The sequence below is a fragment of the Amycolatopsis sp. NPDC089917 genome (assembly GCF_040684635.1).
In the GTDB taxonomy this organism is placed as follows: domain Bacteria; phylum Actinomycetota; class Actinomycetes; order Mycobacteriales; family Pseudonocardiaceae; genus Amycolatopsis.
Genome location: NZ_JBFBGL010000071.1, coordinates 13,072 through 32,946, shown reverse-complemented (window position 1 = coordinate 32,946; position 19,875 = coordinate 13,072). Strand labels below are relative to the sequence as shown.

General features: G+C 70.2%; 21 protein-coding genes. 8 read left to right on the top strand and 13 right to left on the bottom strand.

Annotation, left to right across the window (positions count from 1 at the left end; translation table 11 throughout):
- Window positions 1-6: 6 nt before the first annotated feature.
- Window positions 7-672, bottom strand: coding sequence for a choice-of-anchor P family protein (locus tag AB0N89_RS34765; protein WP_364213828.1), 666 nt, complete (start codon window positions 670-672; stop codon window positions 7-9).
- Window positions 673-825: 153 nt separating this feature from the next.
- On the opposite strand from AB0N89_RS34765, the gene AB0N89_RS34760 reads away from it, so the two are divergent.
- The 3 genes from AB0N89_RS34760 (at window position 826) to AB0N89_RS34750 (ending at window position 4,010) form a co-directional block, all read left to right on the top strand.
- Entirely contained in the window at window positions 826-1,416 is a 591-nt protein-coding gene (locus AB0N89_RS34760) for a biotin transporter BioY (RefSeq protein WP_364213825.1), read from the top strand.
- A 125-nt stretch (window positions 1,417-1,541) separates the two neighbouring features.
- On the top strand, window positions 1,542-3,599 hold the full coding sequence (locus AB0N89_RS34755; RefSeq protein WP_364213823.1) for an ATP-dependent DNA helicase: 2,058 nt from the start codon (window positions 1,542-1,544) through the stop codon (window positions 3,597-3,599).
- Between the two features lie 57 nt (window positions 3,600-3,656).
- A complete protein-coding gene (locus AB0N89_RS34750; protein ID WP_364213820.1) occupies window positions 3,657-4,010 on the top strand; it encodes a hypothetical protein in 354 nt (117 codons plus the stop codon).
- A 74-nt stretch (window positions 4,011-4,084) separates the two neighbouring features.
- On the opposite strand, the gene AB0N89_RS34745 is transcribed toward AB0N89_RS34750, so the two are convergent.
- The 5 genes from AB0N89_RS34745 to ctaD all read right to left on the bottom strand — a co-directional run bounded on the left by AB0N89_RS34745 (window position 4,085) and on the right by ctaD (window position 10,295).
- Window positions 4,085-4,489 carry an OsmC family protein gene (locus AB0N89_RS34745; RefSeq protein ID WP_364213817.1) on the bottom strand — a complete coding sequence of 135 codons (405 nt, stop codon included), beginning with the start codon at window positions 4,487-4,489 and terminating at the stop codon, window positions 4,085-4,087.
- 185 nt (window positions 4,490-4,674) lie between these two features.
- A complete protein-coding gene (locus tag AB0N89_RS34740; RefSeq protein ID WP_364213814.1) occupies window positions 4,675-6,426 on the bottom strand; it encodes a serine/threonine-protein kinase in 1,752 nt (583 codons plus the stop codon).
- A gap of 17 nt (window positions 6,427-6,443) precedes the next feature.
- The gene (locus tag AB0N89_RS34735; protein ID WP_364213811.1) at window positions 6,444-7,202 is read right to left on the bottom strand and encodes a peptidyl-tRNA hydrolase; all 759 of its coding nucleotides are present in this window, start codon (window positions 7,200-7,202) and stop codon (window positions 6,444-6,446) included.
- Window positions 7,199-8,428, bottom strand: coding sequence for a phosphoserine phosphatase SerB (serB, locus tag AB0N89_RS34730; protein WP_364213808.1), 1,230 nt, complete (start codon window positions 8,426-8,428; stop codon window positions 7,199-7,201). The genes AB0N89_RS34735 and serB overlap by 4 nt, the downstream gene beginning before the upstream one ends.
- An 88-nt stretch (window positions 8,429-8,516) precedes the next feature.
- Entirely contained in the window at window positions 8,517-10,295 is a 1,779-nt protein-coding gene (gene ctaD, locus AB0N89_RS34725) for a cytochrome c oxidase subunit I (protein WP_020631125.1), read from the bottom strand.
- 135 nt (window positions 10,296-10,430) lie between these two features.
- Here ctaD and AB0N89_RS34720 point away from each other — a divergent pair, with 135 nt between their 5' ends.
- The gene (locus AB0N89_RS34720) at window positions 10,431-11,267 is read left to right on the top strand and encodes a phosphotransferase (protein WP_364213804.1); all 837 of its coding nucleotides are present in this window, start codon (window positions 10,431-10,433) and stop codon (window positions 11,265-11,267) included.
- Here the strand turns inward: AB0N89_RS34720 and AB0N89_RS34715 are convergent, their stop codons facing one another.
- Window positions 11,268-12,470 (bottom strand): glycosyltransferase, encoded by a 1,203-nt coding sequence (locus tag AB0N89_RS34715; protein ID WP_364213801.1) that lies wholly within the window; start codon window positions 12,468-12,470, stop codon window positions 11,268-11,270. It lies immediately after the preceding gene.
- 111 nt (window positions 12,471-12,581) lie between these two features.
- Window positions 12,582-13,319 carry an alpha/beta hydrolase gene (locus AB0N89_RS34710; protein ID WP_364213798.1) on the bottom strand — a complete coding sequence of 246 codons (738 nt, stop codon included), beginning with the start codon at window positions 13,317-13,319 and terminating at the stop codon, window positions 12,582-12,584.
- On the opposite strand from AB0N89_RS34710, the gene AB0N89_RS34705 reads away from it, so the two are divergent.
- The gene (locus AB0N89_RS34705) at window positions 13,318-13,875 is read left to right on the top strand and encodes a GNAT family N-acetyltransferase (protein ID WP_364213795.1); all 558 of its coding nucleotides are present in this window, start codon (window positions 13,318-13,320) and stop codon (window positions 13,873-13,875) included. The genes AB0N89_RS34710 and AB0N89_RS34705 overlap by 2 nt on opposite strands.
- Before the next feature lie 16 nt (window positions 13,876-13,891).
- Here the strand turns inward: AB0N89_RS34705 and AB0N89_RS34700 are convergent, their stop codons facing one another.
- The gene (locus AB0N89_RS34700) at window positions 13,892-14,179 is read right to left on the bottom strand and encodes a hypothetical protein (RefSeq protein WP_364213793.1); all 288 of its coding nucleotides are present in this window, start codon (window positions 14,177-14,179) and stop codon (window positions 13,892-13,894) included.
- A 247-nt stretch (window positions 14,180-14,426) separates the two neighbouring features.
- A complete protein-coding gene (locus AB0N89_RS34695) occupies window positions 14,427-15,179 on the bottom strand; it encodes a helix-turn-helix transcriptional regulator (RefSeq protein WP_364213790.1) in 753 nt (250 codons plus the stop codon).
- A gap of 51 nt (window positions 15,180-15,230) precedes the next feature.
- On the opposite strand from AB0N89_RS34695, the gene AB0N89_RS34690 reads away from it, so the two are divergent.
- Window positions 15,231-15,794 (top strand): class I SAM-dependent methyltransferase, encoded by a 564-nt coding sequence (locus AB0N89_RS34690; RefSeq protein ID WP_364213857.1) that lies wholly within the window; start codon window positions 15,231-15,233, stop codon window positions 15,792-15,794.
- Window positions 15,795-15,808: 14 nt separating this feature from the next.
- On the opposite strand, the gene AB0N89_RS34685 is transcribed toward AB0N89_RS34690, so the two are convergent.
- Window positions 15,809-16,933 (bottom strand): nucleotide pyrophosphatase/phosphodiesterase family protein, encoded by a 1,125-nt coding sequence (locus AB0N89_RS34685; protein ID WP_364213787.1) that lies wholly within the window; start codon window positions 16,931-16,933, stop codon window positions 15,809-15,811.
- Between the two features lie 52 nt (window positions 16,934-16,985).
- On the opposite strand from AB0N89_RS34685, the gene AB0N89_RS34680 reads away from it, so the two are divergent.
- Both AB0N89_RS34680 and AB0N89_RS34675 read left to right on the top strand, forming a co-directional pair.
- The gene (locus tag AB0N89_RS34680; protein ID WP_191255089.1) at window positions 16,986-17,201 is read left to right on the top strand and encodes an FmdB family zinc ribbon protein; all 216 of its coding nucleotides are present in this window, start codon (window positions 16,986-16,988) and stop codon (window positions 17,199-17,201) included.
- 98 nt (window positions 17,202-17,299) lie between these two features.
- Window positions 17,300-18,229, top strand: a complete 930-nt coding sequence (locus tag AB0N89_RS34675; RefSeq protein WP_364213784.1) for a hypothetical protein — start codon at window positions 17,300-17,302, stop codon at window positions 18,227-18,229.
- Between the two features lie 34 nt (window positions 18,230-18,263).
- On the opposite strand, the gene AB0N89_RS34670 is transcribed toward AB0N89_RS34675, so the two are convergent.
- Both AB0N89_RS34670 and AB0N89_RS34665 read right to left on the bottom strand, forming a co-directional pair.
- Window positions 18,264-18,647 carry a DUF6401 family natural product biosynthesis protein gene (locus AB0N89_RS34670; RefSeq protein ID WP_364213781.1) on the bottom strand — a complete coding sequence of 128 codons (384 nt, stop codon included), beginning with the start codon at window positions 18,645-18,647 and terminating at the stop codon, window positions 18,264-18,266.
- A 62-nt stretch (window positions 18,648-18,709) separates the two neighbouring features.
- Entirely contained in the window at window positions 18,710-19,828 is a 1,119-nt protein-coding gene (locus AB0N89_RS34665; RefSeq protein WP_364213778.1) for a PLP-dependent aspartate aminotransferase family protein, read from the bottom strand.
- Window positions 19,829-19,875 lie beyond the last annotated feature (47 nt).

Here is a 19,875-nt window from a genome sequence, read left to right as displayed (position 1 = left end):
AGCGAGTTAAGGCTTCTTCTTGCCGTAGGGGTCGCAGGTCGCGGTCCCGAGGTAGATGTCGCCCTTCGCCGGTCCGCCGCCCTGCGGGAACAGCTTGATGTGCAGCATGTGCGTCACGAGACTCCCGTCGGGCGGCGTCGGCGTGACGGTCTCGTTGACCGTGAGCGACGCCAGCGCCGTCCCGCCCTTGCCGCCGGCGATGGTCAGCCGGTAGTTCTGCGGGATGTTCTCCGGCAGCGTGAACCCGGTGACGTCGCCGAACTCGATGTAGCCGAGGCTGCCGTCCTTGGTGGTGCTGCATTTCGCCATGAACGTGCGGACCTTGATCACCGGGCCGCCGAACCGCTTGAGCAGGGTGGTCTCGAACCGCCGCCCGGCCGCCTCGGCGACGGCGGTGGGACCGGTCCGGCCGCACCGCGACTCGCCCCCGCCGAACCGGGCGAAGTCACCGGTCGAGCCGCCCTGGGTCTTCGCGGTCAAGGGACCGTCGACGTCGCACGGCGCGAGCTCGCCCGTGACGACGTGCTCGTCGCCGATCTCCACGTCGAGCGAACCGACCGACGCGGACGCCGTCGCGGGCGCCGGATCGGCCGACGCGATCGCCGGGCCCCCCGTCACCAGCGCCCCGGTCAGCATCGTCACCGACAACAGCCTCGAAACGGGTTTCCTCATGTCCGGCAGCCTCCACCAAGAGCCCGGCCCGCGCAGGACCATGCCACCCGGACGAGTGGACGGGCCATGACCGTGAGGTGGCCGACATTCGGTCCAAGGCCCGGCTTCTGCCGTTAACCTCGGTTCACATTCGTGTACTCATAGGAGGTCTGAGTGTCTTCGCTGTCCGTGGCCGGTTCCCGTCCGGTTCTCGCCGACCTCGTTCCCGGCGCGCTGGTCCGTGACGCCGTCCTGGTCGCCGGTGGCGCCGCCCTGACCGGCGCGGCCGCCCAGATCCTGATCCCGGTGCCCGGCTCGCCGGTGCCGATGACCGGCCAGACGTTCGCCGCCCTGTTCGTCGGCGCGGCGCTGGGCTGGAAGCGCGGCGCGCTGTCGATGGCGCTGTACCTCGCCGTCGGCGCGGCCGGTTTCGGCTGGTTCCAGAACGGCTCGTCGGGCCTGTTCGGCGCCAGCGCGGGCTACATCGTCGGCTTCGTCTTCGCCGGCGCGCTGGTGGGCGCGCTCGCGGGCCGCGGCGGGGACCGCACTCCGCTGCGGACGGCGGGGACGATGGTGCTGGGCAACCTCGCGATCTACTCGGTGGGCGTGCCGTGGCTGATGGCGTCGACAGGGTACGGCCTGTCGACCGCGCTCGAAAAGGGTGTCGTGCCGTTCCTGATCGGTGACGCGCTGAAGATCGCCGTCGCGGCCGCGCTGCTTCCGGGCACCTGGGCGCTGGTGTCGCGCTTCCGCAAGGAGTCGTGACCGGCCCTTTCGGTCACCCGCAGGATGTCATGAAAGGGTCGTTCAAGACGAAAAACGTCTTGAACGACCCTTTCATGACACGGGGCGGACGATCTTGACGGTGCCCCCGGCTATCGTCTTGTCCCGTGCCCTCCCGTGCTGATTTCCCCGGTGTCCTCGAACTCCTGACCCACGCGGTCGAGTCCGTGGGCGGTGCCGAGCGCGAGGGCCAGGTCCAGATGGCGGACGCCGTCGGCCGCGCCATCCGGACCGGCGAGCATCTGGCCGTCCAGGCGGGCACCGGCACCGGGAAGTCGTTGGCCTATCTCGTTCCCGCGATCCGGCACGCGGTCGAGAAGGAGGCGACGGTCGTGGTCTCCACGGCCACCATCGCGCTGCAGCGCCAGCTGGTCGACAGGGATCTCCCCCGGCTGGCGAAGGCCCTCAAGAAGCCTCTGGGCCGCGAACCCACCTTCGCGATCCTCAAGGGCCGCCGTAACTACCTCTGCCTCCACCGGCTCGATTCCGGCGCCCCGGACGAGCCGGAGGATCAGCAGCTGTTCGACCCGTTCGCCGTCTCCCGGCTGGGCAAGGAGGTCACGCGGCTGCGGGAATGGTCGTCCGACACCGAGACCGGAGACCGTGACGAGCTGGTCCCCGGCGTCTCGGACCAGGCGTGGCGCCAAGTGTCCGTCACGGCCAAGGAATGCCTGGGCGCCTCACGCTGCCCCATCGGCACGGACTGCTTCGCGGAACGCTCTCGCGCCGAGGCGGGCAAGGCCGACATCGTGATCACCAACCACGCGCTGCTGGCGATCGACGCGCTGCAGGGCTACCAGGTGCTCCCGGAACACGACCTGGTGATCATCGACGAGGCGCACGACCTCGTCGACCGCGTGACCTCGGTGGCGACGGGCGAGCTGACCAGCGGCATGGTCTCGGCCGCCGCCCGGCGCTGCGGGAAGCTGGTCGACGACGAGGTGGCGGATCAGCTGCTGGAAGCGAGCGACGGGCTGGCCCTGATCCTCGACGACCTGCCGTCCGGCCGCATGGACTCGCTGCCGCAGGCCCTCACCGGCGCGATCCCCGCGGTCCGCGACGCCGCGCACCGCTGCCTCACCTCCCTCGGCAAGGACCGCAAGGAAGACGTCGACGAGGCCACCGCCCGCAAACTGGCGCGGTCGCTGCTCGAAGAGGTCCACGACACCGCCGTCCGCCTGCTCGAAGCCTTCGACGACGACAAGGCGCACCAGCGTGACGTCGTCTGGCTGACCGGCGACCGCTTCTCCACGAACCCGCGCCCGCCCGCGCTGAAGGTCGCTCCGCTGGGTGTCGCGGGCCTGCTGCGGGAGAGGGTCTTCAACCAGCACACGACCGTCCTCACGTCGGCGACGCTGACCCTGGGCGGCACGTTCGACACCATGGCCCGGCAGTGGGGTCTCCCGCCGGGCGGGGCCAGGGTCGAGAAGGCGCCGGGCGCGGCGACCGACAAGGCCGCCCCTGCCGACACCGACGACGCAGACGGCCCGAAGTGGACCGGCCTCGACGTCGGCTCCCCGTTCGACCACAAACGCAACGGCATCCTCTACCTGGCCAAACATCTGCCGCCGCCGGGCCGGGACGGGCTGCAGCCCTCGACGATGGACGAGCTGGCCGAGCTGATCGAGGCCGCGGGCGGGCGCACGCTCGGCCTGTTCTCCTCGATGCGCGCGGCGAAACAGGCCACCGAGGAGATGCGGGAGCGGCTCGACCTGCCGATCCTCTGCCAGGGCGACGACGCCACCGGCCTGCTGGTGCAGAAGTTCTCCGAGGACGCGCGCACCTGTCTGTTCGGCACGCTGTCGCTGTGGCAGGGCGTCGACGTGCCCGGTCCGTCGCTCCAGCTCGTGGTGGTCGACAGGATCCCGTTCCCGCGCCCGGACGATCCGGTCTCGTCGGCACGGCAGCGAGCCGTGGAAGCCAGGGGCGGCAACGGTTTCCTCACCGTCGCGGCCACGCACGCCGCGTTGCTGCTCGCCCAGGGCACCGGACGGCTGCACCGCTCGGTCACCGATCGCGGTGTCGTGGCGATCCTGGACTCGCGCCTGGCCACCGCCCGCTACGGCGGATTCCTGCGCGCCTCGCTGCCGCCGTTCTGGCCGACCATGGACCCGAAGGTCGCCCGGGACGCGCTGCGCCGCCTCGACGCCGCCGCCCCGGCCTGAGTGGCCTGGAACACGGCCGAGTACCGTGAACGGAACGCCGAAGACAGGGAGAACCGGTTGTCCCACGAGTCGCCCAGCGCACAATCCCGGACCGTCAGCGTCGATGACACCGGGGTGCGGCGCCAGCTCGCGGACGGAAGCGAGGAAGCCGTCAAGTGGTCCGAGCTGTCCGCTGTGGTGGTCAGAGTGATCCCTGAAGGCCCGTGGAAGGAAGACGTCTTCTTCATGCTCGCCGGCACCGACGGGAAGGGCACCGCGATCCCCAGCGGCGACCCGGCCGCCGACGCGCTCATCGAGCGGCTGCAAACGTTGCCGGGCTTCGACAACGAGAAGTTCATCGAGGCCATGACCACCGACGCCGACGAGGCGTACGTGGTCTGGAGCGCCGAAGGCCACGCCGCGAAGCACTGAGACCCCATGTCATGAAAGGGTCGTTCAGGACAAAAAACGTCTTGAACGACCCTTTCATGACATCCGGGGATGCCTTACTCGACGGGGAAGCTCTCCGTGACCGGGATGCCCTTCTTGAGCGTCCGGCTCACCGTGCACAGCCGCTCGATGGCGCGGTCGACAGCCGTCGCGAGCGCCTCCCGGTCTTTAACGGCGAGCGAGGACACGTCGACGTCGAAAGCCACATGGACGGCGTCGAGTTCCGAAGCGTCTTCGCGCCTGTCCGCGGTCACGCCGACCCGGAACTTCGAGTCCTCCCCGATCCGGCGCGTGATGAGGTTCTCGGCGGTGACGGCCGAGCAGCCCGCCGCCGCGATCTGAAGCAGTTCCGCGGGCGAGAAGGCGCCCTCGGCGCCCTTGCGGCCGATCACGACCTCGGCACCGCGTTCGTTGCGGCCGATGAACAGGTGCTCACCGTCGCGCTGGACTTCCAAAGACACGCTTGACTCCTTCAGTGTCTGTCGGTGAACCCTCGTCCGCGATCGACGCCGGCAGGACGTGACCTGGTCTTCCCCGTCACCGGGGCGATCGGGACGTCCTGCCACCGCGATAGCGGGGCCTTCGGCCAGGGCGGGTTCACGTATGTGGTCACCTTCCGAACAAACGACCCTGCTCCGCTTTCCCTTCAGAGGGGCGGCAGCCTGGGGGCGATCTCGCCGGCGAGCCGTTCCGCGGCCGGGCACATCTCCGCCGGCCGCTTGACCTTGTCCGAAACGTAGATCTCCACCGTCTCGATCATGGCACGACCGTCGCCGGTGAACGTCCGGTGCGGGATCTCCGCCTGACAAGCCTTCCACTCGTCCGAGACTTCGACGAAGGCTTCCCGCGATCCGAGAGCGACGCGCCTGCCGTCGTCTTCGAAGGGTGCCCACTCCCGCTCGAACCGGATCGTCACCTCGGTCTCGCGATGGTTCCAGTAGCACTCCCAGTTGCCGAAGACCGGATCCGGCGTGGCCGGACCGCCGACGATCGCCCGCGGCAGGTTCCCGCCCAGCGCGCAGGCGTCGAGACTCCCGAGCGTCCCGGCGGGGAACGGCACGGGACGGCGCTTGAGCTGCTCCCGGTTCAGCAGGGCCACCGCGTTCGCGGCGATCGGGTCGACGAAGTCGCACAGGTGCGCGTGCCAGTTCCGGAGGTGCCGGGCGTGCACCCAGACCTGGTTGCCGTCCGGCAGCGGGATGGCCCGCTGGCACTTCTCTTCGGTGTCGCTCGGCAGTTCGCGCACGATCAGCTGCCCGGGCGCCGGCTTGTCCAGCATCGGCGACCCCGGAATCGTCAGTTCGAGCCGGACGTCGACGATGTCCCCGTCGTCGGGGCTCATGCGCAGCTGGACCCCGCAGGAGTTGAAGGTGCCGTCGGCGGTGTCCAGCTGGGGAGCGCCGAACTTCTTCAGCACGGACGGATCCACCAGCGCGCAGGGGTCCGCCGTCCGCGGGTCGCCGACCGAGTCCATCGGGCTCGTGGCGGCCGCCACGGACGCCGGTTCCCGCGTGACGTAGACCAGGCCACCGGCCAGCACGAGCGCGGTCGCGGCGGCTCCGATCGCGACGGCCCGCCGGGTGATCCGGAACCGCCGCGACCGGATGGGCACGGTGACGTCCGCGACCTCGGACAGCAGTTCGGTGGCGCGGACGGCGTCCGGCCGCCCGGCGGGTTTGCGCCGCAGCAACTCGGTCAGCACCGACGCCAGCGGTCCCGCCCGGCGGATCGGCTCCAGGGTGTACGAGGTCGCGCGCCGGAGCTGGACGAACGGTCCGACGCTCGCGTCTCCCCACACCGAAGTGCCCTCGACGGCGGTGAACAGCGTCGCGCCGAGCGAGAACACGTCCGCGGCGGCGCCCGCCTGCTGCCCTTCGGCCATCTCGGGCGCGACGTAGCCGGGCGTCCCGACGTCGAGGCCGCCGCCGGTGCGGGTGACCTCGGCCCACTGCGCGATGCCGAGGTCGGTGAGTTTGGCGGTGCCGTCCTCGGCCACCAGGACGTTGCCCGGTTTGAGGTCGCGGTGGACCATGCCCTTCTCGTGCATCGCCGCGAGCGCCGACGCGAGCTGGACGCCGATCTTCGCCACTTTGCCAGGGGAAAGCGGCCCTTCGGCGTCGATGATGTCGGCGAGGCTGCGCGACGGCAGGTACTCCATGACGAGCCAGCGGTCGTCACCGTCGATCACGGCGTCGAACACGGTGACCACGTTCGGGTGGTGCAGGCCCGCGCCGATCCGCGCCTCGCGCCGGATCTGGCCGCTGTCCCCGGCCTGCGAGCGCTTGAGCGCGACCACCCGGCCCAGGTCCTGGTCGGTGGCACGCCAGACGACACCCATACCCCCGGCGCCGATCCGCTCCTCCAAGCGATAGCGCCCGGCAATCAGCCGGTCACCCATGCGGGGAGTATAAAAGCTCAAGCCCTTTGGGCGAGGACCGTGACTGTTCCGGGATCGACTTCGGTGAAACCGGCGTCGCGGACCGCGACGACACCGTCACGGCGCCACGAGCCCTCGGGATCCTCGACCGGGCACAACGCCTTCCAGATCGCGACCGGCGGGTTCCGCACCGAGCACCGGAACCCGGTCTCGGCCCAGGCCGCCCGCTCGGCCTCGTCCAGCAGCGAAGCCAGGATCATCGTCGCGTGCCCGACCTGCGCGGCGCCCTTGCCGACGGTCATCGCGACCTCGGGGTTCAGCAGCAACCGCGGGAGCCCGTCCGGCGCGGGTCCCGGCTCGTCGGCGGGGAGCTCGCTCCCGGAGATCTGGAGCCGGGAGACCTCTTTCGGCGTATCGACGACACGGCCGGGGACCAGTGCCCTGGCCTCGGCGCCGTCGACCTCGATCGTGATGCCCGGCAGTTCCTGGACCGCCTGCCAGTGCGCGCCGCGCGCCCGCCGGGCGACCTTGCGGATCCGGCCGTCGACCCACGCCTTGAGCGGTTCGTGCCATTCCCCCTCGGGCGCGGCGCGTTCGTCGAGACAGACCGCGACCGCGGCCGCCGCGGCGGCCTCCAGCAACGCGGTCCGGGACGGCGGTTCGGCGCGTTCCATCCGCAGGATCACCGGCATGGCGCGGACCTCGGCGGGATCCTCGTCGGAGGTGTCCACCGTGTCCTCGGCGGGCAGCCCCAGCCAGTACGCGTAGCGCGCGGCCAGTGGTTCCAGGACGCTCATGGCCGGGAAAGTTCGAGACCGTCGGCCGCGTCGGCCGCCTCGATCTCGGCCCTGGTGACGCCGAGCAGGAACAGCACGGCGTCGAGGTACGGGTGCGAAAGCGCGGTGTCGGCGACCTCGCGCAGCGCCGGCTTCGCGTTGAAGGCGACACCCATCCCGGCGACCGACAGCATGTCGATGTCGTTCGCGCCGTCACCGACCGCGACGCACTGCTGCAGCGAGATCTCGTACTCCTCGGCGAAGCGGCGAAGCGCCTTCGCCTTGCCCTCGCGGTCGACGATCTCCCCGACGACGCGGCCGGTGAGCTTGCCGTCGACCACTTCGAGCTCGTTCGCGGCGGCGAAGTCGAGGCCGAGGTCGTCCACGAGGGAATCGATGATCTTGGTGAACCCGCCCGAAACGACACCGCAGCGGAATCCCATCCGCTTCAGCGTGCGGATGGTCGTGCGGGCGCCCGGGGTGAGCTCGATCGACGCGGCGACCTCGTGGAGCACCGTCTCCGGGAGGCCTTCCAACAGCGCGACGCGGCGTTCCAGCGACTCGCCGAAGTTCAGCTCGCCGCGCATCGCGGCCTCGGTGATCTCGCGGACCTGCGGTTCGACGCCGGCGTGCGCGCCGAGCATCTCGATGACCTCGCCCTGGATGAGCGTGGAATCGACGTCGAAGACGACCAGGCGCTTGGCGCGGCGGGCGAGCCCGGCGCGCTCGACGGAGATGTCGATCCCGGCCTCGACGGCGGCGTCCGCCAGCGCGGTGCGCAGCGCGGCGTCGGCCTCCGGGGTGTCTTGGGCGAGCGAGGCGTACAGCTCCAGCCCGGTGACCGGGTAGTCGGCGACACTGCGGATCGAGTCGATGTTGACGTCCAGCGCGGCGAGGCGGCGCGCGACGTCGGAGAACGCGCGCGCGGTCACCGGGCGGCCGAGCATCAGCAGGACGTGCGTCGAGTCCTTCTGTCCGATGGCGAACGGGTCGGCGCCGATGGCCGAACCGATCTTCACCTCGACCTCCATGCCGACCGACGCCATCGCCTGCTCGACGTATTCCTGCAGGCCCTCGGGGTCGCGGTAGACGCCGGCGAGCACGCCGAGCACCAGCTGACCGCGGATGACCACCTGCTCGACGTCGAGGACGTCGACGTCGTGGCGTGAAAGCACGGCGAACAGCACCGAGGACACGCCCGGCTTGTCGGGACCGGTGGTGGTGATGAGAACTGGTGTCTGCGTCACGGGGGTCAGTCTCCCTCAGCCGGGCAGAAAAAAGGCGCGTGCCTTGCCTCGGTGTGAGGCAGGGCACGCGCCATTTCCGCTTATCGGGTCACTGCTCGCTGGCGTTGTCCTTGGAGTGGTCACCCGGCATGGCCGCGTCGGTGAGCACCTGGGACGGCGCCCGGTGGGTGTTGACCTTCTGCTTCCCGAAGAAGCCGATCTCACCCTCCTTGTGGATGCGCTCGACCATATGCGGGTAGTGCAGTTCGAACGCCGGACGCTCGGAACGGATCCGCGGCAGCTCGGTGAAGTTGTGCCGCGGCGGCGGGCAGGAAGTCGCCCATTCGAGCGAGTTGCCGTAGCCCCACGGGTCGTCCACCGTGACGATCTCGCCGTACCGGTAGCTCTTGAAGACGTTCCAGATGAACGGCAGCGTCGAGGCACCGAGGATGTACGCGCCGATCGTGGAGATCGTGTTCAGCGTCGTGAACCCGTCGGACTGCAGGTAGTCCGCGTACCGGCGCGGCATGCCCTCGGCACCCAGCCAGTGCTGCACGAGGAACGTCGCGTGGAAGCCGATGAACGTGGTCCAGAAGTGCCACTTGCCGAGCTTCTCGTCCATCATGCGGCCGGTGATCTTCGGGAACCAGAAGTAGATCCCGGCGAACGTGGCGAACACGATCGTGCCGTAGAGCACGTAGTGGAAGTGCGCGACGACGAAGTAGCTGTCCGACACGTGGAAGTCGATCGCCGGCGCGGCCAGCATGATGCCGGTCAGACCGCCGAAGAGGAACGTGACGATGAAGCCCATCGAGAAGATCATCGGCGTCTCGAAGGACAGCTGGCCCTTCCACATCGTGCCGATCCAGTTGAAGAACTTCACGCCGGTCGGGACCGCGATCAGGAAGGTCATGAAGGAGAAGAACGGCAGCAGCACGGCGCCGGTCGCGTACATGTGGTGCGCCCACACGGCCACCGACAGCGCGGCGATCGCCAGCGTCGCCCAGACCAGGCCCTTGTATCCGAAGATCGGCTTGCGGCTGAAGACCGGGAAGATCTCCGACACGATCCCGAAGAACGGTAGGGCCACGATATAGACCTCTGGATGGCCGAAGAACCAGAAGAGGTGTTGCCAGAGGATCACGCCGCCGTTCGCGGGGTCGAACACATGCGCCCCGAGATGCCGGTCCGCCAGCAGGCCCATCAGCGCCGCGGTCAGGATCGGGAACGCCAGCAGGATCAGGATGCTGGTGACCAGGATGTTCCAGGTGAAGATCGGCATCCGGTACATCGTCATACCCGGGGCGCGCAGGCAGACCACCGTGGTGATCATGTTGACGCCACCGAGGATGGTGCCGAGACCCGACACGACCAGACCGGCGATCCACAGGTCGGCGCCGACGCCGGGCGAGTGGATGGCGTCCGACAGCGGGGTGTAGGCGAACCAGCCGAAGTCGGCGGCGCCACCCGGGGTCAGGAAGCCGGACATCACGATCAGGCCGCCGAAGAGGTACAGCCAGTACGAGAACGCGTTCAGCCGCGGGAAGGCCACGTCGGGCGAACCGATCTGCAGCGGCAGCACGAAGTTCGCGAATCCGAAGAGGATCGGCGTCGCGTACAGCAGCAGCATGATCGTGCCGTGCATCGTGAACAGCTGGTTGTACTGCTCCTGCGAAAGGAACTGCTGCCCGGGACGCGCCAGCTCGGAGCGGATCAGCATCGCCATCGCGCCGCCCACCATGAAGAAGGCGAACGACGTGACCAGGTACATGATGCCGATTTGCTTGTGGTCCGTCGTGCGGAACAACCGCAGCAGGTACGAACCCTTAACCGACTCGCGCGCGGGATACGGGCGCGTGGCGATCGGCTTGGGGGCTACGGCCGTCACTCCTGCCTCCAACACTCAAACCTTGTGGTGGTCAATGTTCTGCCGTCGACCGGGTTCGGGACCCATTACGGCGGCTAGTGGGGATCGTAGCCCTCACTACCCACCGTCGCGCGCACCGGCTGGCAAGATCGCGCCGTGACCGACGAACACACACGCGCGGGCGTGGCCGCGGCCATCGCTGTCGGTGACCGGTTCGGGCTTCCGACGGGGGCTCCCCAGGTGCTCCATTTCAAGTCGAACGTGCTGGTAAGACTGGGTCCGGTGGTGGCGCGGGTGCCGGGCACGACGCGCTTCGCCCGAGCCTCCCCGGTGGACTGGCTCGCGCGCGACGTCGCGCTGTCGAAGCACCTCACGGAGCGTGATGTGCTCGTCGTCTCACCCACCACGGATCCCCCGGCCGGACCGCATTTCGCCGACGGCCTGCCGGTCACTCTCTGGCATTACACGCCGCACGAACCGGGGCACACGCTGTCGCCGCGCGAGGTGGCGGTTTCGCTCGCCCGGGTGCACGACGCGCTCGCGGACTATCCCGGTGAGCTGCCCGCACTCGGACCCGTCCGTGAGCTCCGGACGCTGCTCGACCGGCACGGCTCCCTCGCGGGCGATGCGGCCCCCCGGCTGTACGAAGAGCTCGAACGGGTGGCGGCGGCCCTGCCGTCGGACGATGCCCGGCCGCTGCACGGTGACGCCCATCGGGGGAACGTCGTCGCGACGGCGGCCGGGCCGTGCTGGCTCGACTTCGAGGACACCTGGCGCGGACCGCTCGGCTGGGACCTCGGCGTGCTCTACGCGGAAGCCGGTCGCGAGACTTTGGACGCGTACCCGGCGGCTGTCGAGCCCGAATCGCTGGAGCCGTTCATCGCGTTGCGGCGGTTGTTCGAGATCCCCTGGCGGTTCGTCATCGCGCAGCGGTTCCCGGAGCGGCTCGGGGAGGCCGAAGCGGCCCTGGAGCGCTACTTCTCCCGCATTTAGTCACCTAAGCAGGAGGTTCGCCGCCACGTCGACACCGTCGGTCCGCACTTCACCGGCGACTTGAGCGGCGCGCGAAGCGACGTCGGGCCGAAGCACCTCCCCCAAAGCGAGCGTCAGCGCCTCGGCGGACGGCTCCCCCGAGATCGAGGTCCCCACCCCGAGGTCGCGGACGCGCTCCGCGAAGTACGGCTGGTCGAACGTCTGCGGAACGAGCACCTGCGGCACCCCGGCCCGGGTCGCCGCCGTGGTCGTCCCGGCGCCGCCGTGATGCACGACCGCCGCGACGCGCGGGAAGAGCGCCTGCTGGTTGACGTCCCCGATGGCGAGACAGTCGGGTTCGTCGTCGACCAGCGCCAGCTCGGTCCAGCCGCGGAACACGATCGCCCGCCGTCCGTGCGCCCGCGCCGCCTCGATCATCGCCTTCGCGATCTCCTCCGGCGCGCGGATGCTCCCGAATCCGAAGTAGACCGGCGGCTCCCCGGCGTCGAGGAACGCCTCCAGGTCCGGGGACAGCGGACTGTCGTCCGGCAGGAGCCAGGCGCCGGTCTGGTGCACGTCCAGCGCCGACGGTCCCCGCCACGGCGCCAGGACCGGATCGGCGGCCAGCCACGGCTCCTCGGTGAAGATGTGTCCCCGGACGTCCTCGACCGGCGGCAGGCCGAGCAGTTTCCGCTGCGCGTCGAGCACGCCGCCCCACTGCTCGTTCCACCGTTCCGCGTCGTAGGCCCACAACGCCGGGATGGCGGCGTCGGGATTCTTCGGCGCCCATTCCGCGAAGACGGGCGGACGATGATGCAGGGAAGGCAGCGTTATCGGGCAATAGGCGGTGAAGAAATAGGGAATCCCTTTTCGCTCGGCCACCGAATGGGCGGCGATGTTCAAAGCCATTCCCGCGACCACGGCGTCGCAGCCCTCGGCCGCCTCCGGCATCGTCCCGAACTGGCCGACGACCATGGCCTCGGCCAGCCGGCGCCGCCCTTCGGGGGACGCCATCGCCTTGGTCATCGCGGAATCCGGCTTCGCCGTCGACCGGAGTTCCGGGCCCAGCGGCACGAAAGAGATCCCGAGACCTTCCGCCCAGTCACGGAAATCCGGCGGCGCGCAGAGCCGGGTCTCGTGGCCGAGTTCCCGCAAGCGCACCGCCAGCGCCACCAGCGGCTGCACCTCACCCCTCGTCCCGATCGTGGACAGGAGCACACGCATGAGAATCCCCCTTCGGCGAATACGTGAAGGCGGGAATTGTGGACCGGGAATGGGGGCTTGCCGCAAGTCCCCCTGTCCGCTATACCTTTAAAGGGGCGAGGGAAACGCTTCTCATGCGGGGTACCAGCCCAAGATCGCTTCGACGACTCCGGCCGGATCCTCCAGTGGCGTCAGATGCCCCGCCTCCGGCAGCACGACCAGTGTGGCGTCCGGCAGCGTTTCCACCAGCGTGTTCGCCGCTTCCAGCGGGGTCAGGCCGTCCTCCTCGCCGACCACGACCAGTGCCGGCACGTCCGCCGAGCGCAGTGTTTCGAGCGAATCGGGCCGGGCGGCCATCGCGCGCGCCGCCCACGCGATCCCCGACGGCGGCTGCGTCGCGATCAGTTCGCGAAGCCGTTCCGCGACCTCCGGCGCGGCCTTTTCCGCGAGCAGTCCGGGCGTGACGGCCTCGGGCATCCAACCCGCGCCTTCCGCCTCGACCCGGGCCGCGACGTCGTGCCGGGCCTGCGCCGCCTCGGAGGTGTCGGCCGTCGCCTTCGTGTCGATGAACACCAGCCCGCCCACGCGTTCCGGCGCGAGACGCAGCACCGCCATCGTCAGATAGCCGCCCATCGAACAGCCGCCGAGAACGACCTTGTCCAGTTCGAGCCGGTCGAGCAGTGCCACGACGTCGCGGGCGGCGTCATCCAGGTTCGGCTCCCGGTCGGTCTCGGGCAGCGGGCTGCGGCCGAGGCCGCGCTGGTCGGGGGTGATCAGCCGCAGGCGTTCCGAGAGGGGCGCTCGCACCCCGTCCCACATCCGGGCGTCGACGGGGAAGGCGTGCAGCAGTACCAGCGGGAGATCCTTCATGGCGATAATTCTGTCGCACCCTGGCGCTACCGTCAGATCCGTGCTGACAGACATCAAGACGGCGAGGCTGCTCCTGCGGCGGCTGCGCGAGGCGGATCGCGAGAACATCGTCGCGCTCCAGGCCGATCCGGAGACGAACAAGTTCAACCCGGTGCCGCACACCGTCGAGGGCGCGAACGAGCTTTACGACGCCTGGCTGAAGCAATGGGCCGAGAACGGCTTCGGTTATCTCGTGGTGTCCGCTTTGGACGATCCCGAGGTGATCCTCGGGTTCGGCGGCGTCCGGTATCACGAATGGAACGGCGAGCGCGTGCTGAACCTCGCGTACCGCTTCTGGCCGTCCACCTGGGGCAAGGGCTACGCGACGGAGATGGCGGCGGCCGTCGTCGAGTGGGCGGAGCGGGAGATCCCGGACGTCCCGGTGATCGCCAACATCATGGTGTCCAACGAACCGTCGGTCCGGGTCGCCGAGCGGCTCGGCTTCAAGGTCCACACGGAGGAGGAATACGAGGGAGAACCTTCACTGCACCTGCGGCGCCGAATCACCAGCGGCTGAGTCACCAACGGCTGGGTCACCAACGACCTGGCCTTCGCCGGGACCGGGCTTCCCAGCACGCCTTGTGCCAGTGGCGGCGGTCGGCGACCCCGCCGGTGTCGTCGGCGGGCCAGGCGACCAGATGCGGGGTCCCCGGCCGGATCTCGTGGTCGCAGCCGGGACACCGGTAGTTCTTGGTGGCCTGCGCGCCGGGCACCGTCCGGACCAGCCATTCGCCGTCGGCCGACGATTCGGAGCGCGCCCAGCCGGTCGACGCGCCCAGGTCGGGGCGTCCACCGCGGTCGGGCCGATTACGTCGGGGCACGCCCGAGACGGTATCTGGCCCCCGCCGCACGCGTGTCGTCCGTCCGATCACACGTGTCGTCCACCGGATCACACGTGTCCCGCCTTCCGGCACGCGTGACGGAAGGCGGGACCGGGACCGGGACCGGAGGGAGGCGTATGGCGGCGTCGGGCCGCGGGCGTGCCGGCCGCCGGAACACACGTGATCGCCGCCGGAACACGCGTGACCGCTGCCCGATCACGCGTGACGCAAGGCGGATCATGCCGGGCTAGCCGTCGAAGTAGGCGCCCGGCGTCACACCGACCGCCCGGCGGAAGGCGACGACGAACGCGCTCGGCGAGGAGTAGCCGATCCGGCGGGAGACCGCGGTCAGCGGCATGCCCTCGGCGAGCAGCGGCAGCGACGCGCGCAACCGGGCCTGCACCCGCCACGTGCCGAACGTCGTCCGGCATTCGGTGAGGAACAGCCTCGCGAGCGTGCGTTCGCTCGCCCCCGCGTCGTGCGCGAAATCCGCGAGTCCGCGGCGGTCCGCCGGATCGGCGATCACCGCCCGCGCGACGGTCAGGGCCCGTTCGTCGGACGGCATCGGCACGGTGATCGGCACGACGTCGACCGGTTCGAGCAGGTCGAAGGCGACGGCCTCGGCCCGGCGGCGCGCGTCGTCGGCGAGGCCGGCCGCGCCGAGGTGCTCCAGCAGTTCCCGCAGCAGCGGCCGGACGGCGACGAGCGTCGGCGCGGTCCAGCGCACCGGGCACCGGTCCCGGGCGGCGTAGATCCCGCGCAGCACGGTCTGCGCGGTGGCCCCGGTCCGGTGCACGACACCGGCGGGGATCCACAGCGCCCGCGTCGGCGGCAGCACCCAGTGCCGCTCGCCGACATTCACGCTCAGGATCCCGCGGGCCGCCCAGGCGAGCTGGTGGCCGTCGTGCTCGTGCCACGGGAGCCAGGTGCCGGCGGGCAGGTCCATCTCGCCGAGCACCATCGCCGTCGACATCGGCGGAAGGAGTCCGATATTCGACATCGGTTGGCAGCCTATCGCCTACCGGTCACCGTTAGCTTCGGATTCATGCCGATGAACCTGGTGCACCGCAAATTGTGCAGTTCCGCGCTGTGGGCGAAGGCCGTCGCCGCCGAGATGCCGGGCAACGTCGCCGGGTTCGACCTCGGCGACTCCGTCCTGGAGATCGGGCCCGGCTTCGGCGCCACCACCCGCGCTCTCGTGGGACTCGTCCCGGAGCTCACCGCCGTCGAGATCGACGAGGCGTCGGCGGAGCTCCTGAAACGGGAGTTCGACGGCCGGGTGCGGATCGTCCAGGGCGACGGCGCCGCGCTGCCGTTCGAGGACGGCGAGTTCTCGGCGGTCGTCTGCTTCACGATGCTGCACCACGTGCCGACGACGGCGCTTCAGGACGCGATCTTCGCCGAGGCGTTCCGCGTGCTGCGCCCGGGCGGTGTCCTGCGCGCGATCGACAGCCTGGAGAGCCTGCCGTTCCGGCTCCTCCACATCGGCGACACGATGAACGCGCTCGACCCGGTTTCGGTCTGGCCCCGGCTCACCGACGCCGGGTTCACCGACATCAAGGTCGACCACGTCCCGAAGCGCTCCGTGAAGTTCTCGGCCCGGAAGCCCGCCTGACGCGTTTCGCGGGGTCAGCCGCGGGCGAGGACCAGCGGGACGAGCTGTTCGGCCGGGGTCAGCGAGCCGTGCTGACCGACCAGGGAGGACTCGACGGCCTCGGCCAGTTCCCGCACGAGCCCGAAACGCCCCTTCGCCGCCACGACGACGTCGCCGATGCGCGGCCGGACCCGGTCGGCGACCGGCCCGAACCACCCCGCCTCGACGGCCTCGTCGCGCGAGAGGGTCCACGCACGGTCACCGATGACGTCGCGCCAAGCCGCCAGGACGTCGGCCTCCGCGCCCGGTTCGATGTAGACGTGCCGCGCCCGGACCTCGCCTCCGATGGCCCGGACGCCGCCGAGCAGCGCGGGGGTGTCGTCGATGTCGAGCGCGCCCTCGACGGTCACCATGCCGTGGTCGGCCACGACCGCGAGGAGCGCGCCGGACGGCAGACCGTCCACGATGGACTCGACCAGCCTGTCGACGTGCCGCAGCTGCATCCGCCACGGTGGCGAACCCGGCCCGTAGATGTGGCCCAGCATGTCGAGTTCGCTGTGATAGCCCCAGCAGAACGCCGGCCTCGCTTCGAGACAGTGCAGGATGCAGGCGGCCAGGTCGCCGAGCGCGTGGACGCCGATGTAGCGGCCTCCGGACTGCGTCGCGCGGGTCAAGGCGGTGTCGGCGAACTTCGCCGAAGACACCACGCTGGTCGTGATCCCGGCGGCCGCCGCGCGCTCGAACGTCGTCGGCAGCGGCTGCACCTCGCGTGGCGGCAACGCGCCGCGGAGATCGCCGCCGTCCACATGGCTGCTCCAGCGCAACGCGTTCAGGACGCCCGCGCCCGGCACCTCGAAGCTGTAGCCGACCAGGCCGTGCTCCCCCGAGGCCAGCCCGGTGCCGATCGCGCCGAGACCGGCGGCCGTCGTCGCCGGGAACCCGACCCGCAAAGGCGACTTCGCCAGGTGCGTGAGCACGGGCGCGTCGGCGGCGTGGTCGGCCAGCAGTTCCCAGCCGAGACCGTCGATGAGCAGGACACCGGCGCTGGAGGCCTCGACCAGGCTCAGGGAGTTGGCGAACTCCGCGGCGCCGAGGGCGGAAAGCACGGACGGGACGACTTGGCCGAGGTGCGGCACGTGCGCCGCGACAGGCAGTTCCACCCGGCCAGCTTGCCATCCCCGGACGCGAAAAGGAGATGGGATAATGGCGGACATGCCGACTTACGCCTACCGCTGCCGCGAATGCGCCGGGACCTTCGAACTGCTGCGGCCGATGAGCGAGTCCGGTGCGCCCGCGCCGTGCCCCGAGGGCCACCAGGACACCGTCAAGCTGCTGACGACCGTCGCGCTGACCGGGTCGGCGTCCGGTCCGGCGCCCGTTCCCGCGGGTGGCGGCGGTGGCTGCTGCGGAGGCGGCTGCTGCAGCTGACCCACCCGTTCGGGTGGCGCAACGTGTGATAGGCCATTTGGCGGGTACCCCCTTGCCACCAGTCTGGAAGCTCCAGTGGTGGGAAGGGAGAACGTCCAGTGGCCACATCAGCACTGGCGGCCGTCGATTTCGGTCAAGGCGTGTCCAGCGCCTGGAGTTCGGTCGCCACCTTCGTCCCGAAACTGCTCGCGTTCCTGGTCATCCTGTTCATCGGCTGGCTGATCGCCAAGGCGATCTCCAAGGCCGTGAGCATGGTGCTGGAGAAGGTCGGGTTCAACCGGCTCCTCGAACGCGGGGGCTTCAAGCAGATGCTCGCGCGGAGTCAGTTCGACGCGTCGAGCATCATCAGCAAGATCGTCTACTACGCGATCCTGCTGATCGCCCTGCAATTCGCGTTCGGCGTCTTCGGGCCGAACCCGGTGAGCTCGCTGCTCAACGACATCGTCGCCTGGCTGCCGCGCGCCATCGTCGCGATCGTCATCGTGGTGATCGCCGGCGCGATCGCCAAGGCGGTCAAGGACCTGGTGGGCAACGCTCTCGGCGGCGTCTCCTACGGCAAAGTGCTCGCCACCATCGCCTCGGTGTTCATCTGGGGCCTCGGCGCGATCGCCGCGCTGAACCAGATCGGGGTGGCCACCGCGGTCACGCTGCCGGTGCTGATCACCGTGCTCGCCACGATCGGCGGAATCGCCGTCGTCGGTGTCGGCGGTGGCCTGATCAAGCCGATGCAGCAGCGCTGGGAAACCTGGCTCGGCCGGGCCGAGGCCGAGATCCCCGCCGCGAAGGCGCAGGCCGAGGCGTACCAGCGTGGTCGCGAGGACGCCAGCCGTTCGGGTGATGTGCCGACGGAGCGGACGACCGCCCAGCCGGTGTCCGCCGGGCACCACGCCGCCGACCCGCACGCGATGGGTCAGCAGCCGACGCAGCACCAGCAGTTCCCGCCAAGCCAGGGTCAGGTGCCGCAGCACCAGGATCCCGGCCAGCGGCCCCCCGGTGGGTCAATGCCCCCTCCGCCGGAGTACCGCTGACCTTCCACGGGAGCGGGTGGGGCGTCCGGCCGCCCTACCCGTTCCCGGTCGGCTTCGTCCGCTGGTCGTCCATCGCGGCGGCCAGCGAACACACGCCGACCAGGCGCGCGGTCAGCCAGTCGCTGGTGTTCCAGGCGGTCAGATCGGCCGGGGCGCGGAACGTCCAGCCCTTGGCCTTGGCCTCGTCGAGCAGGCCGCGCGTGTAGCCGGCGAGCAGCACGACCCCGGCGACCGCCGCCGAACCTTCGACACCGGCCGCGAGGATGTCCCGCACCGCCGCCGAGTGCTGATCGAAGACGGCCGAAAGCCCGGGAAGAGCCGCCGCGGCGGCCAGCCCGGCCACACCGATCTGCTGGTGCAGCCGGGAAAGCGTGCTACGAGCCGAAGATTCCACCCAGGACGAGACCAGATCTTTCACCCGACCAGGTTAACCAGGCGGGACGATTTGTCGACATCCCGGTGATCACGATCGCAGTGATCTCAGCAGGCCTTGAGCGCCTGATCCAGGTCGTGCCACAGATCCTCGACGTCCTCCAGCCCCACCGACATGCGGATGAGCCGGTCGGTGACGCCCGCGCCGCGACGGTCGTGCTCGGCGACGATCCGGTGGCTGATCGACGCGGGATGCTGGATGAGCGAGTCCACGCTGCCGAGGCTGACGGCCGGGGTGATCAACCGGACCGCGCCGATGAGCGCGTGCGGATCGCCGTCGACCTCGAACGCGATCAGCGGACCTCCGACGCCCGGATAGTGCACGGCGCTCACGTTCGCGTGCCCGCGAAGCCGCTCGACGAGTTCGGCGGCCGTCGCGGACGCGGCGTTGACCCGCAGCGGAAGCGTCGAAAGGCCGCGAAGCAGCATGTACCCGGCCAGCGGGTGCAGCACGCCGCCGGTGGCGAAGCGGATCTGCCGCAGCATCCCGGCGTCTTCGGCGTCGCAAGCGACCACGCCGCCCATGACGTCGCCGTGGCCGCCGAGGAACTTGGTCGCGCTGTGCAGCACGAACCGGGCCCCGTGACGTCCGGGCCGCTGGAGCACCGGAGTGGCGAAGGTGTTGTCGACCAGCACCGGGACCTCGCCCGCGGCGCGCACGATCTCGGCGATGTCGACCTCGCGCAGCGTCGGGTTCGCGGGCGTTTCGAGCAGCACCAGTCCGGTGTCGGGGCGCAGCGCGGCGGTGACGCCTTCCGGATCGGCCCAGGTCACCTCGGTGCCGAGCAGACCGGACGTGAGCATGTGGTCGGTGCAGCCGTAAACCGGGCGGACGGCGACGACGTGCCGCTTGCCCTGCGCGACGGTGGCGAGCAGCGAGGCCGACACCGCGGCCATGCCGGTGGCGAACGCGACGGCGTCGTCGAACCCTTCGAGTTCGGCCAGCGCCTTCTCGAACCGCTCGACGGTCGGGTTGCTCAACCGCCCGTAGACCGGGAGCCCGGACAGCGAGCCGGTGGCGGCGAATTCGTCGATGCGGCCCGCCTCCTCGACGCTGTCCCGCGACGGGTAGGTCGTGGACAGGTCGAGCGGAGCGGCGTGGACGCCGAGGTCCGTGAGATCGTCACGGCCGGCGTGGACAGCTCGGGTGCGCAGCGTTGCGGTCATACCCCAGATGGTGCGATTTTCTCCGGATCGCCCGCAATATCCTCGGA

Coding starts and splice junctions, on each gene's coding strand:
- AB0N89_RS34710 (WP_364213798.1), bottom strand. CDS start 13,319: ATGAAGGATCTCCCGCTGGTACTGCTGCACGCCTTCCCCGTCGACGCC.
- AB0N89_RS34715 (WP_364213801.1), bottom strand. CDS start 12,470: ATGCGTGTGCTCCTGTCCACGATCGGGACGAGGGGTGAGGTGCAGCCG.
- AB0N89_RS34740 (WP_364213814.1), bottom strand. CDS start 6,426: ATGGGTGACCGGCTGATTGCCGGGCGCTATCGCTTGGAGGAGCGGATC.
- AB0N89_RS34705 (WP_364213795.1), top strand. CDS start 13,318: ATGGCGATAATTCTGTCGCACCCTGGCGCTACCGTCAGATCCGTGCTG.
- AB0N89_RS34680 (WP_191255089.1), top strand. CDS start 16,986: ATGCCGACTTACGCCTACCGCTGCCGCGAATGCGCCGGGACCTTCGAA.
- AB0N89_RS34735 (WP_364213811.1), bottom strand. CDS start 7,202: ATGAGCGTCCTGGAACCACTGGCCGCGCGCTACGCGTACTGGCTGGGG.
- AB0N89_RS34695 (WP_364213790.1), bottom strand. CDS start 15,179: ATGTCGAATATCGGACTCCTTCCGCCGATGTCGACGGCGATGGTGCTC.
- AB0N89_RS34690 (WP_364213857.1), top strand. CDS start 15,231: ATGAACCTGGTGCACCGCAAATTGTGCAGTTCCGCGCTGTGGGCGAAG.
- AB0N89_RS34665 (WP_364213778.1), bottom strand. CDS start 19,828: ATGACCGCAACGCTGCGCACCCGAGCTGTCCACGCCGGCCGTGACGAT.
- AB0N89_RS34765 (WP_364213828.1), bottom strand. CDS start 672: ATGAGGAAACCCGTTTCGAGGCTGTTGTCGGTGACGATGCTGACCGGG.